The sequence below is a fragment of the Paenibacillus sp. sgz302148 genome (genome assembly GCF_056120465.1).
In genome coordinates, this window is sequence record NZ_JBVYOJ010000014.1 from 95,950 (window position 1) to 109,227 (window position 13,278).

Sequence of the window (13,278 nt, forward strand, 5' to 3'; positions counted from 1 at the left end):
CTTCCCAGCTATTTGCTTACAGGCAAGCCCGTTACGACCAACTTGTGTTCACCGCTGTATATCAAGAGATAAGGCAAAGTTCGGATGTCAATCGCTTTGTTTGGTGTCACTTGAATGGAAGTTCCGCTCGCCGCGTCGCGAATCGTCATGCTAAGCGCCTCGACGTGATCTACGTTTCGATCCGCTTCGAAGAGCGCGTAAAAATCGCTTAAGCAAGGCAGCATGCCGAACTCCCACCCGCGTCCTTCTTTGCCGCCTGACAGCGGATGCAGAAATTGTCTCAGCTTGCGATTCGCCTCTTGCTCTGCGATCGGCACTGTATCGAACGAGCTTGCGATGATCCGGGCCGAAATGGATACTTCCGCGTAAAGCGGACCGATTGCTTTTATACGACGCGGATAAGAGATCACGTTCGGCGCACGTTCGCGCAAATACGCCTCTACTTGCCGGCGAAGCTGCGGCGTAGGGCTTGGTTTGGTTTCGCTGCCCTGTGGGACGATAATGACAGTCACCCACCCGGTTTCATGCTCGCCTTGGTCGTTAAAATTAGGCAAGCACTTGACCTTGGCAATGCCTTGAGCAGCTTGCAGCGTCAGTTGTTCGTAATCTGCCGCCGTGACCGCAAAGTTACGGGTTCTGAACGAGAGCGGACCACGTTCCAACGCATGTTCCAGCAATTCGGTATCGTAGCCGCCGCCGAACGCGTACGGATTACTTGCGCGATCAACAAAGGCGATTGACGTCCTCATGATTTTGATTTCGTTCGCCGCGATGTTGCCGGCCGTACCTCCGCCCGCTGTATAGTCGGCGATGATGTTATCCGATCCGATCGGCGGGATTTTGCCGTGAACGCCGTCGCCGAACTGAACTTTGCCGAACGTGCGATCGATTTCGTAATGGCGTCCATGCCGATCCGAATCTTGGATGTTCTCGACCGCAATCCATTTCACCCAGAATGCCGTCGTATGGCCCGCCTCGTTTTTCGTTTCCCGGACTTGAACGGTTCGATCTTCTCTTAGAGCGGTTCGTTCGTCTTCCGAGAGAGCTGACAGCTCATCGATATAAATTCCCTCCGATAGGACCGGGTACTTGACGAAGGAAAAGGTTTGCGAAGCGGTTCCCGTGCTTGATCCGATGGTTTCATTCAACACGCTCTCCGTATGGGACGCCATGACAGCATTTAAGTAGATTCCGTTTATCTTCGGCGACGGTGCAGTCCCCTCATCAATCGACAAGGAGAATCGCGGATCGAACAATATAAAATCAGAGCACGGCCCAGGACCGCATGTACAATCGCCGTCTTCCGACTTAGCCTGTGCGGTGCGGTTTATTCCGCGAATAGGCGATCGCGATGATATAGGATGCGTCCTAAATGGCCGAAACCGATCTTCGATATCTACCGCGCGAATCCAATACAGCTGCTTTCCGAACAAATCCGGTACGGCAAAGTCCGGCAATCCGACGAATTCTACGCACCCGCTTTGTGTCAGGTGGCGCGTCTCGTCTCGAACGTCCATCCGCACCCAGCCTTTGCGCCCCTCGCCTTCGCGGTAATACTCCCATTCCAATCTAGGAAAATTCGTTTCACTATACTCTTGGTCTTGAACACGAAAATAGACGCTGATCGGACCGTTTAGCGGCGGCTTATCGAAGCCGAGATACAACGCTTGATGCACGTCGCCGAGTCGATAAAAGGGCTGAACCGTTCTCCCGTTTGCCAATTCGGGTGTGCGGTCCAAGTAGTCCAAATTGTTTAAAGTCAAGATGTGCTGCAGTTTTGAACGAGAGCTTACCGTATTCAGCTCATAGTGAAAGATCAGCCTGGAAATTTTCGGAACGATGAAGTGAGGAGCAAGTACATAGACGTTTTCCGTCCCTGACTTCTTTTCTAATACCTCTTTGCCATAATCGCCGCTTGCGATTCTGCAACGGATCCAATAGTTCGATTGTCCTTGAACGACGGTCTCCGCCATGTCGTCCGGATTGGTAAAACTGATCGGACGGCTTGCTGTACCGACCCTGGCGTCGCTGAGTTTAAAATGTTCATCGATGCCTTTTAATCTCACCCAGCCACGGCCGTTCCAATACTCCCAAGAAAGCATCGCGGTAATGCCACCGGTCGTATCATGATTAGAGCTTCGTTCATGGGTTAACGAAAAATCGATCGTTATTTTCGCCCCTTTTTTGGACAACGCTTCATTGCATGCGACATAAAACGTATCATATAACCGGGGGGTTAGCCCGAAAGGATAAATTTTGCTTTTATTGATGTCCTCAACGTCCAATGGGATATTGTTGTAAAAAGCCATATCCGGAGCGATTGCCTTATTGACCACGGACAGATTGAGAGAGTGGAATCGGATGCTTTCCGCTTCCTTGACCCGTTTCGGATCGACACATCCCCGAATCCAGCGGCTTTTAATGCCGTTCACTTCGATCTCAGCGAAGTTAGCCGGTTGTTTTTTAACGAATTCGATGCCCAGTTCTATCGGATTCGTACCGAAGTCGATCCAGCCCTCGTCGGATGCATATTGCCAGTTCATCTCGGCTAAAGCGGCAAGTTGTCGATCGGTTACTGAGACCCTGTCAAATTGAAGCGTAAAACTAAGTTCCGATTTGACGTTGAATAAATCGCTATGCCCCAGGTAGATCATGTGAGACTGGAGATCGGGTTCAGCGAACAATTCGTAAGGCTCGGCGGATTTCGCTTCCAAGAACGCCGCAGGCGCTTGTGTAATCCTATTTAGGGCCGGATTGTAGCAAATGGCCTCGAGCAATTTGGATGGGGTCGCCACGATGTTCCGTTCCGTCTCGAAAACGATCGGTTTGCCTCCGTCTGCCGGTTGCGCGGCGACTTGTGTTTTCGCGGGGATAAGCACGGACTCGCGAGCGCCCGAGCTTAATTGGAATGTGACCGGGCCTCTTGCCGGGCTGGCCGGAAGCAGCTTCATGCCGAGCATGTTAAGGAACGCGATGAAGTTTTTATCCGGCACCCGGTTCAGACGCTGAACGATGCCCATGTACATTCGGGCAAACAGATTCATGACGGCCGTTCCGGCATCGTTATCCGCAGCCGGCTTCCATTCGGGCGTGAAAAATGGAGCCAGTTCCCGCATTTCCTTCAGCAACGCGTCGATGTCTCTATTGTCAATTAACGGAGCCTTCATCGTTTCACCACCGGGACGAAAGTCGGTCAACCTTCTCTTACATAAAACGGAAAAACGAGATTAAAGGGCTGATTCGTCGTACGAACGCTGTAGTTGATATCGATCATCAGCTTCCCTAGATCAATCAAAGCCGGATCTTGCGAAATGGTGACGCTTTGTACTTGAATGCGGGGTTCCCACCGGACGAGCGCATCGCGCACGCTGGACTCCATCAATCCGATCGTTGCCGTATTTAGGGAAGCGAACACATAATCATGAATGCCGCAGCCGAAATCGGGTCGCATGACCCGCTCTCCTTTGGCCGTGAACAATATGATTCGGATCGCTTCCTCAATATCCCGTTCACCGCGAGACATCGCGAGCTTTCCGGACAATCCGTCGACTTTAACGGGGAAACGCCAGCCGACACCTAAATATTCGTTAACCATTCCGGATCCTCCTTACCCAATCATGACGTTCGGTGCCCCGGACAAAATGACGTTCGGCGGTCCGCTCTCTACGATCAGATCCCCTATTCGCGCAGCCGGCAGCGAGTTGATAAATACCGTCGCGCTTCCTACGACTACCATGCCTCCGGCATGCGGATTGGGCGTGGCCAAAGGACAAACGTGCGTATCCGATAACGCTCGCCATGCCGGCATCCCTCCGATGAACACGTTCGCGCTTCCGGGACCCGGACCGAGCGGCGTACCGTGACCGGTCATGTCCCCTAATCTTGCGGCTGGCGGCATATCCTTCACCCCTCGGTCAATCTATTTCATGTCATTAATTTTTCATGGCATTAATTAATGTTCACAATCGCTCCTTGAATCGTGAGCGCCGCACCAGCTTTGATCGTTAATTGAGTTCCGGCGTCGATCTCGATCGTTTGCGATTTCAGCACGAGGCGCATGGCGCTTTCCATCACGATCTCATTTGCAACGGAATCGATGACGACAGAGTTCGAGCCCGATTTATCGATAATCACGATTTTTTCGGACATCGACGCATCGTCCAGTACGATGCGATGACCGGCTTTCGTTTGCAGCGTCACTTTCTCTTTGCCGTCCTCGTCGTCAAAGATGATCTCATGCCCGCTTCGGGATTTAATTTTGCGAATGTTATTTTTCCCGTCTCCGTTCTTCTCCGGCGGACCGTCTTGGCCGTTCCAAAGCGAGCCGATCACATAAGGGTGGTCGATATTGCCCATCTCGAAGGCGACAAGCACTTCATCCCCGACTTCCGGCACGAAGAAGCAGCCGCGGTCTTTGCCCGCCATTAAAGTCACGATTCTGGCCCAATGGCTTTCGTCGACGCCATTACGCCACGGAAATTTCAGCTTCACGCGGCCCATGTTCTCCGGATCTTGATTGTTGGTCACGATCGCGTTCACGACGCCCTGCACCTGCTCGCCGGTTTGATTATCGTTTTGCAGCAATTCGAACAAGCTCATAGCGCATTCTCCTTGATATGGAAAGTTGTCGTATAGCCGGAACCGCCGATCGTATGCGTACTTTTTTCGATATAATAAGCTTTGCTGAATCGTTTGCCCAGCCTCTCGAGCTGAATGCGCTTGCCCGGCCGGATTTCCGGAATGCCGATCGATTCCCCGCTTCCCTTGATCAGCCCTTCGGCATGCTTGTTCAGAATCGATTTCGCGAGTTGGTCCGCTTCTTGCTGCGAGAATACGGGATAACGGGCATTTTCACTTATTTTATCGGAAGCGGAATTTGCTACGAGCTCGCCTCCGCTTTTCCTTGCGGACTGTTTACCCGCTTCGTCGCCGACCCGGGCGGTTCCGATAATTTCCTTTTTCGCTTTCGGATCCCATCCCCGCACTTCCACCTCTTGAACTTGCCCGGCAAAGTTGAGCTCGGGTTGAAAGCTTAGCAGGTTTTGCTTCCAAGCCAGCGTCACAACCGGATCGCTTTCCAAAGCCGGCTTGCGAAAATAGAGCGTATCGCCGAACACAAAAAATTCGAAGTAGTTTTTTTGCGCTAACGATTGGATCAATTGATAATCGCTTTTCCCGGTATCCTTCGATATTTTAGGATAGGTTACTTTCGTGTCCTCCACAACGCTCTTCAAGCCGTATTCCGCTGCAATCAATGTGACCAGATCGCTGTGCTTCATGTCGTTCCATGACTTCGGTTCCTTTCTTTGCATCAGCAAATGCGATAGGTCGAGCCCGCTTATTTCCAATTGAGGATTGCCGCTCGACGGAAATTTCGCCGTTACGGAGGTGACCATACCGACGAGCATGAGCTCCAGCTTGTTTGCATACCCCATCCTGATGGTGATCCGTTTGGTTGCGGGAAGGAAAGTGTCGATCCAATTCAAATCGCCCGCGATTTCATCGAACGCCAGGTCGATCGTGAACGAGAAATGATCCGCTTCCTCCAATGACAGGTCGACACTCAAGCCGGAAATGAGCATGCCTTCCTTCGTCATGTTTCGTCCCGCGATTTCGATCTCGAAGGCAGGAGCGTAAAAATGGCCGTATTTGTTATCCAATTGAACGAAATCCATGCGATCACTCCAAAGGAGGTACGGTGATTTGCTGGCCTGGCTGCAATAGGCGCGGATTGGCAATACGGTTCGCTTGGGCGATATCGCGCCATTTGCCCGCATCACCATATTGTTGCTCCGCAATCGCAGATAGGGTTGTGCCCGATTTGACCGTGACTTGTTTGGTCTGATTGGACGGGACGGTTTCCGCCATCTGTTCCATGATCGTTTTGTACTCTTTAAACGAGACGCTCAACGTGGCGCGGACCGGAATGCCTGTGTTCAGAAACATGGTAAACTTCTGTGATAATTTCTCGATCACGCCTTTGAATTCGAGCTTGCCCCAGATGAACTTGCACACCGGCGGAGCATGCGATTGGCCGTCGATATCGAGAAGAGCGACGACTTTTCCCGTAAACATCCGGACATCCTCGCCTTGTTCGTAGGAATCGAAGAACAGATCCATAGACAGCGTCTGCCCATTCCCATTTGTGAATTGCACAGCGGGCACGGACTTGCCGGGAATGGAGACGGATTGGTACTGGTTTCCCTTCTCGATGCTATATTCCGTCGGGTTGAACAGCACCTTGACCGGCTCCCCCATAGGTGAGCCCTTCTCGTCCAGCGGTTGAATGAGCGCTTTTTCCAACGCCATAGGGACCTCCGGAAACCTGGCTTATAAGCCTTTTCTTTGTTTTTCGATCTTCAGCTTTCTCTCGATCGCTTGATAGACTTCATCCGTTAACCTTTTGATATCGATCGACGGGGCCGCGGAAGGCAGCTGCGGCGTTGGTTGCGGCGAATTGAACAGTTCGCCCGCTCTTCTGCTTTCTTCAAGGGAAGCCGGCGGTCTATCCGCGTTTTCAGATCGCGTTTTCACCAATTCCAGCGACACCAATTTCGAGTAGGTGTACGAAGGAGTGGATTGCGTTGTCGATCGGAAGTTTTGCTGAATCGCTTGCGACGTGCTGTTGTCGATTCGTGAATCATGTAAATTCGTTTGCGTGTCAGACTCGGAATGAATATTCGAATGCGATTTTCTATGTAGGCTCAAGTGAATCTGCTGGACGATACCTTGATGAAAGGAAGAGTTGCCTAGTTGGAGAAACGAAGTTAATGCGTTCATCGAGCGATCGTAATGTACGTTAAACAAGACTCTGTTCTGGCTTCCCGCAACCGGTCCAAGTTCGATTCTGCGACCTACGGTGCTGTTGAACGTCAATAAGGGCTGCGTGACGGATGCCCGATAAGAGCTAAGTTCGCGATGATTCGTGAAATGAAGCGCGGACTTATGCTCCGACCGATGATGGGCATATTGGACAAGAAGCTGCAGGCCTATTTTCCAAGCCCTTGGCGGAATCGCCGGTCTTCCGCCTACCTGCCCGCGCCATACTGAAATCCAATGGAGAAGCGACGGTTTTAAAAATACGAGATTCAATGGTGTAGCCTTTCTTCTCTGCCCGGGTGCATGTTTTCGCAATATCCGTTCGGCGAATTCGATTGGCGTCAAGGTCATCCATCCTTGCTGAATCCGTTGTGTACGAGCTCAATCGTCTCGAAAGCGACGCTTCCGCTATCCGACCTGAGCTCCGGGCCGGCCCATTTGACGGGATACGCCTGACTGAAGTTCCATCTCCAGCTTTCGTTGCCGGAAGCATCGAGTACGATTAAGGATCCGTTTCTTCGTTTGATCTTCCCGTTCTTCGAGTCGCGAAACCAGTTCCATAGCTCGTCGGAGTTCGTGAGCCCTCGTTTCAAGGAGATGTTGGGATACTTGGTCAACTTCGGGAGCTTGTGAACATAATCGTTCACACCGCCTTCGCGATAATCTTCCGTTTCCGTCTCCGCCTGGAGGCCGGATACTTCGGTGAACCCTCCGACGACCAATCCATCCAACTCGATGCGAAACCGAAAGCCCGCTAGCGGATCTTTTCGTTCTGCCGTTGCCATTCCGTTTCCTCCTAGAGCTTCAACGCATTATCCGGCTCCTGATTCAATTTTCGGTTAATCCGAGAAATTTCCTCGCACCACCGAACTCTTTCGCGATGTTCCAGTTGCATGATTTCCGAATGAGACCAATGAAAATAATAGGAAATAAAGGCTATCTCCTCGTAAAGCTTATCCAGAGGGTAGCCACTTATGCTTCCCCCGCGGCCGATACCTCGACGGCGAATTTGTGGTCGCACCGCGGACATTCCGCTTCGACTCTCGGCGAACCGCTCTCGTTGATCTGCCGGTACAGCTGCTGAAGATAAGCAAGATCGAGCGAGAACAGTCCTTCGATGACGCCAGGGTTGATCACTTGCAAATCTCCCAGCTTCGTGACGATACGCGACAACAAAATGACGGTCAAATAAGCCGGGTTTTGCAGTACCCGAGGATCCTTAAGCGGCAATATTTCATCGGCCGCCGTGGAAAGGCGCATCACGCCGTCGCGGTGAAGATTCCCGTTCTTATCGACGTATCCTTTGGGAAGTGTAAATTCGAATTCGGTAACGAAAACCATTGGATGCCTCCCTCTGCCTTAAGCAGGTTATTAACTGACGCGCGTCATACCTTCGTGCACGATTTCAAGCGATTCGATCGCGATTTCGTTGCCTTTGGCGTTCAATTCGGGTGCGGCGTATTTGGTCGGCCAAGCGCTGACGAAATCAAAGCGGGCTTTGTCGTTGCCGGCTTCGTCTACGACGATAACGGACATGTTCTTGCGCTGAACGTTTCCGCTTACGGCTTCTTTATGCCACGTATAGAGATCCATGGAGTCGGTTTGGCCCCATTTCAATGTGATGTTGCCGTATTTCGTCAAGCCGGACAGCTTGCGCATGTGGGTCGGATCGCTTCCTTCACGATATTCGATCACGTCGACCGTTGAGTCGAATCCGGTTGCATCACTGAACCCTGCCTGCTGAATGCCGTCAATTTCGACGCGGAATCGAAAGTTTCTAAACGGATCTTTACGCTGACCTGTCGCCATCGCCGATCCCCTCCTTTTTCAATTGATTTGATTCGAGTTGAGTCTTAATTTCATACCTGGTTCATGTCGAAGCCGGAAGCTACTTGGGCGATGCGGAAGATGACGAATTCGGCCGGTTTTACCGGTGCTACGCCGATCAATACGATGAGTCGGCCATTGTTGATGTCGTCGTCGGTCATCGTCGTACGATCCGCCTTGACGAAGAATGCCTGCTCCTGTCTCGTTCCCATCAACGCGCCGTCCCGCCATACGCGAGTAAGAAACTCGTTAACGCTGCGCCTTACCCGAGCCCACAGTCTCTCGTCATTCGGCTCGAAGACGACCCACTGCGTGCTTTGATCGATCGATTGCTCCAAGAAATTAAACAGCCTGCGGACATTAATGTATTTCCAAGACGAATCGCTGGATAACGTACGGGCACCCCACACGCGAATTCCCCGCCCTGGGAAGGAGCGAATGACGTTCACGCCTCGCGGGTTCAGAATGTCTTGCTCCGACTGCGTGATCTGAAACTCCAACTCTACCGAGCCGTTAACGATTTCGTTGGCGGGAGCCTTGTGGACGCCCCGTTCGATATCCGAACGGGCATAAATGCCTGCCACGTGTCCGCCAGGCGGAACCGTAATTTTAGTCCCGGCGGTTGGGTGTACGACCTTGATCCATGGATAATAGTAAGCTGCGTACTGCGTATCGAACGTATCTCGAGGCTTAATGGAATCGATGTTGACCGCGCCTTGTTTTTCATCGATGATGGCGAACCGCTTCTTTGCCTTGCAATGATCGATAAGCTTTTGGGTCAAACCCGCAACGATTTGTGAGTTCGGCGAGTAGACGATCGAAATTTCCTCGATTTCGGAGAAACCGGCCAATCCTTTCCGGTTCGGTTTTTCCGTATCATCCCTCGTATAGTCGGCCATCGTAAATGTCTCATTTGTGATCCGGTAATCTGAATCGGCCGCCGGAGCCGTCGCCCAATTTTCGTCTACCGTTGCGGTTTTATTCGTTTCCGAGTATGCCGTAATTTTGCGGACTTGTCCTTTTCCGGTACCATCGAGTATTACGATGGACATGCCCTTATAGGCGTCCTTGGTCGTCGATGCGTTTGCGTCCAGCTTAATCGAATTTCCAGTCCCGCTAGCCGCTTTACCTTCGATGAAGAAAAAATCGGTACCGTCTTTTAAATAAGCAATACTGGAGCCCGTACTCGGTTTTGCTCCGGAATCGGCGTTTTCTTTGGAAATGAAGATCAAATTGGAGATGCCATTTACTTTAACCCCATAGAAGTCCGGGGAGGCAGAGTCTACCGAGACGTTATCGAACACTTCGGTCACCGAAGGACGCGGAGTTGTCTTCGAATCCTTTAAGGGGTTGAACACTGAACTGGGAGCATCATTCTTCCAGTAGAAGACGCTGATCTTAACCCCTTGCAATGAAGCGGCCTCTACTTGTACCGCTATCCGGTTCCCCCACGTGCCTTCGCCGACGGCAGATACCGTTAACGCCGAATTGTTCGTTGCTTCTTCCTTCAGCACCAATTTCGCTTTGGCGGCGTCTGCCTTCACAATCCTGCCGATATAGCAACGCTTGCCGCCGTTATCAAAAAAGCCTTGCACCGAAAAAGGCAAGTATTGGTTCTCCGAGACAATACCGCCGAATACCCTCTGGTAACCAAGCCAGCTCGTAATGAGCTTCGGGGTTGTAGGTCCACGCTCCGTCAGGCCCAAAAAACCGGCAGTGCTGGTAGAAACACCTTCGATAGGCTTGCTTCCGAGTTCGATCTCTTCCACGTAAACGCCGGGCGACAAATATTCAGGCATAATCTCATTCCTCCTTTTTCTTATTCACATGGTTAGAATATCAATTGTCAGGTGTTGCCGAATTTTATGATCCTCTCTTTCACTCTCGTCGCATTGTTCATTCGATCCGATAGAATGGATAGCGGCGAAACGACATAACTTACGGACGGTCTCAAATTCAGGTTTTTGAAAGTCGACCAAATATCGGAAAGCTCGGTGATGGTCATGGGATTGAGCGTTATCCGTAAATGTTGTTCGTTGCCGGCCAGTCCGCCTTGCAGCTCCGCGCCTCCAAGAGAAGCGTGATCATGGAATACCCTCATTGCCCTTCCGAGGATCTGATGCTCCTCGAGGGTTCGGTCTGTTAGATCAGGCAGCTGCGAGTAAGCGGTAAGCATATAGTGCAAGTCAAGGACAAGCGGCGGCGTCGGAATCGGCCCTTGTTGCGGAAGAGGCATGTCTTGAAGCCGCATATACGGATTTTCCATCACGTTGTACAGAAACAAAGTAAGTCTTGTCGTCGACGATTCGGTTAAATCTGCCGGGGAATGCAGCGCAATGGAGCTCGAGGTCAAATCCGTCAAGTTATCCCGCAATAGCTTGATTAACGTTGCCCCCACGTCGGCTATGGCATTTCCGCTCAAGCTCTGTTCCCTCCCAGCAAACCGTAGTAGGGACCGAAGTCCTCTTTTGACGATAATTTTCCGATCTTGTCCAGCTCGCGCTTGACGGCGCGAACGATGTGCGTCATTCCGATCGGCGTCGAATCACTGGCGGCCAAAAAAGCAGCCGAGAGCACGACGTTTTTAATATGACCACCCGATATTTTGAAGCTTTTCGCAAGAAACGCGTAATCGATGTCATCGCTGCGAGGTGCTTCCTTCGGAAACATCGCTTTCCATATTTCGAAGCGTCGGATCTCGTCCGGAAGCGGCAGCTCAATGCTGAACTGCATACGGCGAATAAAAGCGGCATCCAGATTGCCGAGCAGATTCGTCGCCAAAATCGTGATCCCGTCGTATTCCTCCATCTTTTGCAGTAAAAAAGCAATTTCCGTATTGGCATGGCGGTCCAGTGCGTCTCTCACTTCGGTTCGTTTGCCGAACAACGCGTCCGCTTCGTCGAAGAACAGAATAGCGTAGCTCTCCTCCGCCTCTTGAAATATTCGTTTGAGGTTTTTTTCGGTTTCCCCGATATACTTACTGACGACTTGAGAGAGATCGATACGGTATATATCCAATCCCAACTCGTTCGCGAGGATTTCGGCGGCCATCGTTTTTCCTGTACCCGGCGGACCGTGCAGCAAAATATTCAGACCGCTGCCCCGAGTCAATTTCCGTTGAAACCCCCACTCGCCATGTACGATGCGACGGAACTTGACTTGATCGATCAACTCTTGAAGCCGGTCCGCTTGTTCCGGTGGCAGAATCAGATCTTGCAGCGTTCCTGTCGGGTTCATTTTATCGGCAAGTCGATGCTCGAGTTTTTGAGTCGTCAGCATACAACAGGATGCTTGTAAGTCTTTCATGTCGATTCGTCCGTGTTCCGGATTTCGCCATAACGCCAAGTTGCGAGCGGCGACAAGCGCATTCTGAATACGTCCGGGAGTAAAGCGAAATTTTTCGGCTAAGGAATCGAAGTCAATTTGTTCTTCGAATCGAACGTGTTCGGATAAGCTTTTCCATAATTTTTTTCGATCCGCGGAATCGGGCGTTGTGAATTCAATCTCAAAAAACAGTCTGTTTCCGCTTGATATTAACGAAGACCAAGACCTTGTCCCAACTAAAAAAGTCAAATTGGGAAAACGTTCAACCGAATCCATAAAAATTGCGATTTCATGGGGATATTGATTCGGATGCGCGAACAATGAATCCGTGTTGAGGAGGCATAAAGCGGCAGGATGTAGAAGAGCTTCTCGGCAAAGGAGAAATAAGCTGTCGGCGAATTTCGAAGGGTGATGAAGCATTTTGGCAATGTCGCCGAAGATGAGCGAAATACCTAACTCGTGACAAACAGCTTGGGCTGTTCGTTGTTTCCCGGATCCGGCTTCGCCGAAAATGACGAATAAAAGCTTTTGATACATATATCCAGCAGGAGTGAGTTGCGATTGGATTAGCTTTAGAATACGGCTTTTCAGTCCGTTATCGAGCCATGCGTTATCTGCATCGGGGATTCGGTCGGCAAATTGTGCTACGGATTCCAGCCGGCTGTCGAGTTGCTCGATTCCGATCAGAAAATTAATAATTTGCGTATCGACGTGGAGGTTACGGGCAAGTAAATAGTCGGAACTACCCGGTTTGATAAATCGTAATAACCGATATTTCATAAGGTTGTTGCTCGGGCCGAATATCGATTGAGCGAAAATGTGACCGGGTTTAAATACGGCAAGAAGCTGTAACGCCAATTCGACGCTTGGCTTGGTTCGTGTTGTATCTTCCTGCAACCCAGCGTACGAATTCCCATACTTGGAGTCCAGTTCGGGTGCAAGTACGATAACCAAAGCCGCCTCTTCGATCTCTGATAATTGAAGCAGCTGCGATAGATAAGGGAGTGCCAAATGAATGCCCTGTTGCAAACTGCGTTTTTTTCTGTGTTTGATGTGGGTTCGGAGAAAATCAAGTTGTTCCAGTCGTCCGCTAAGCGATTCTAGACCTTTCTCCGCTTTTTGAATCATGCAAATTTGAATGATGAGGTCTAACTGTGTGAGTTCGTCCAAAAGGTATTCCGTATTGTCGGTATAAGGAGCTTCTGCGGCATCTTCTATTGCAGCGGGCAGCAGAAATCGATCCACGGTTGCGGTACCTCCTTATCAGTGCAAACGCATTTTCGACAAATACCATTCTATAAAAGATCG

14 protein-coding genes are annotated in these 13,278 nt (G+C 50.9%); all 14 read right to left on the reverse strand.

Translation table 11 applies throughout. The features are described from left to right. Positions 1-8 precede the first annotated feature (8 nt). Genes AC0LWM_RS20760 through AC0LWM_RS20825 form a run of 14 tightly spaced genes read right to left on the reverse strand, consistent with a single transcriptional unit; the run spans position 9 to position 13,215 of the window. Complete coding sequence (locus tag AC0LWM_RS20760; RefSeq protein WP_474676900.1) at positions 9-3,167, reverse strand: putative baseplate assembly protein; 3,159 nt, start codon at positions 3,165-3,167, stop codon at positions 9-11. A gap of 26 nt (positions 3,168-3,193) precedes the next feature. Next, positions 3,194-3,595, reverse strand: coding sequence for a GPW/gp25 family protein (locus AC0LWM_RS20765; RefSeq protein ID WP_474676901.1), 402 nt, complete (start codon positions 3,593-3,595; stop codon positions 3,194-3,196). 12 nt (positions 3,596-3,607) lie between these two features. Then, positions 3,608-3,898 (reverse strand): PAAR domain-containing protein, encoded by a 291-nt coding sequence (locus AC0LWM_RS20770; RefSeq protein ID WP_474676902.1) that lies wholly within the window; start codon positions 3,896-3,898, stop codon positions 3,608-3,610. Between the two features lie 50 nt (positions 3,899-3,948). Next, entirely contained in the window at positions 3,949-4,599 is a 651-nt protein-coding gene (locus tag AC0LWM_RS20775) for a phage baseplate assembly protein V (RefSeq protein ID WP_474676903.1), read from the reverse strand. After that, the gene (locus AC0LWM_RS20780) at positions 4,596-5,675 is read right to left on the reverse strand and encodes a phage late control D family protein (protein WP_474676904.1); all 1,080 of its coding nucleotides are present in this window, start codon (positions 5,673-5,675) and stop codon (positions 4,596-4,598) included. Before AC0LWM_RS20780 ends, AC0LWM_RS20775 begins: the two co-directional genes overlap by 4 nt. A gap of 4 nt (positions 5,676-5,679) precedes the next feature. Next, positions 5,680-6,309, reverse strand: a complete 630-nt coding sequence (locus AC0LWM_RS20785) for a CIS tube protein (protein WP_474676905.1) — start codon at positions 6,307-6,309, stop codon at positions 5,680-5,682. A gap of 21 nt (positions 6,310-6,330) precedes the next feature. Next, entirely contained in the window at positions 6,331-7,164 is an 834-nt protein-coding gene (locus tag AC0LWM_RS20790) for a hypothetical protein (RefSeq protein WP_474676906.1), read from the reverse strand. Positions 7,165-7,166: 2 nt separating this feature from the next. Then, the gene (locus AC0LWM_RS20795) at positions 7,167-7,604 is read right to left on the reverse strand and encodes a phage tail protein (protein WP_474676907.1); all 438 of its coding nucleotides are present in this window, start codon (positions 7,602-7,604) and stop codon (positions 7,167-7,169) included. Positions 7,605-7,615: 11 nt separating this feature from the next. Further along, positions 7,616-7,849 carry a DUF6760 family protein gene (locus AC0LWM_RS20800; RefSeq protein ID WP_474676908.1) on the reverse strand — a complete coding sequence of 78 codons (234 nt, stop codon included), beginning with the start codon at positions 7,847-7,849 and terminating at the stop codon, positions 7,616-7,618. Further along, positions 7,792-8,160 (reverse strand): phage tail assembly protein, encoded by a 369-nt coding sequence (locus AC0LWM_RS20805; protein WP_474676909.1) that lies wholly within the window; start codon positions 8,158-8,160, stop codon positions 7,792-7,794. Before AC0LWM_RS20805 ends, AC0LWM_RS20800 begins: the two co-directional genes overlap by 58 nt. 30 nt (positions 8,161-8,190) lie before the next feature. Beyond that, positions 8,191-8,628 (reverse strand): phage tail protein, encoded by a 438-nt coding sequence (locus AC0LWM_RS20810; RefSeq protein ID WP_474676910.1) that lies wholly within the window; start codon positions 8,626-8,628, stop codon positions 8,191-8,193. Positions 8,629-8,678: 50 nt separating this feature from the next. Further along, positions 8,679-10,445, reverse strand: a complete 1,767-nt coding sequence (locus AC0LWM_RS20815; protein ID WP_474676911.1) for a phage tail sheath family protein — start codon at positions 10,443-10,445, stop codon at positions 8,679-8,681. 47 nt (positions 10,446-10,492) lie between these two features. Continuing rightward, positions 10,493-11,068 carry a Pvc16 family protein gene (locus tag AC0LWM_RS20820; RefSeq protein WP_474676912.1) on the reverse strand — a complete coding sequence of 192 codons (576 nt, stop codon included), beginning with the start codon at positions 11,066-11,068 and terminating at the stop codon, positions 10,493-10,495. Then, positions 11,065-13,215 (reverse strand): ATP-binding protein, encoded by a 2,151-nt coding sequence (locus AC0LWM_RS20825; protein WP_474676913.1) that lies wholly within the window; start codon positions 13,213-13,215, stop codon positions 11,065-11,067. Before AC0LWM_RS20825 ends, AC0LWM_RS20820 begins: the two co-directional genes overlap by 4 nt. Between the last annotated feature and the right edge of the window lie 63 nt (positions 13,216-13,278).

Bases quoted from the DNA above. Each gene is read 5' to 3' on its own strand.
- AC0LWM_RS20765 (WP_474676901.1), bottom strand. From the start codon at position 3,595: ATGGTTAACGAATATTTAGGTGTCGGCTGGCGTTTCCCCGTTAAAGTC.
- AC0LWM_RS20815 (WP_474676911.1), bottom strand. From the start codon at position 10,445: ATGCCTGAATATTTGTCGCCCGGCGTTTACGTGGAAGAGATCGAACTC.
- AC0LWM_RS20780 (WP_474676904.1), bottom strand. From the start codon at position 5,675: ATGGATTTCGTTCAATTGGATAACAAATACGGCCATTTTTACGCTCCT.
- AC0LWM_RS20775 (WP_474676903.1), bottom strand. From the start codon at position 4,599: ATGAGCTTGTTCGAATTGCTGCAAAACGATAATCAAACCGGCGAGCAG.
- AC0LWM_RS20795 (WP_474676907.1), bottom strand. From the start codon at position 7,604: ATGGCAACGGCAGAACGAAAAGATCCGCTAGCGGGCTTTCGGTTTCGC.
- AC0LWM_RS20760 (WP_474676900.1), bottom strand. From the start codon at position 3,167: ATGAAGGCTCCGTTAATTGACAATAGAGACATCGACGCGTTGCTGAAG.
- AC0LWM_RS20770 (WP_474676902.1), bottom strand. From the start codon at position 3,898: ATGCCGCCAGCCGCAAGATTAGGGGACATGACCGGTCACGGTACGCCG.
- AC0LWM_RS20805 (WP_474676909.1), bottom strand. From the start codon at position 8,160: ATGGTTTTCGTTACCGAATTCGAATTTACACTTCCCAAAGGATACGTC.
- AC0LWM_RS20785 (WP_474676905.1), bottom strand. From the start codon at position 6,309: ATGGCGTTGGAAAAAGCGCTCATTCAACCGCTGGACGAGAAGGGCTCA.
- AC0LWM_RS20810 (WP_474676910.1), bottom strand. From the start codon at position 8,628: ATGGCGACAGGTCAGCGTAAAGATCCGTTTAGAAACTTTCGATTCCGC.
- AC0LWM_RS20800 (WP_474676908.1), bottom strand. From the start codon at position 7,849: ATGTCCGCGGTGCGACCACAAATTCGCCGTCGAGGTATCGGCCGCGGG.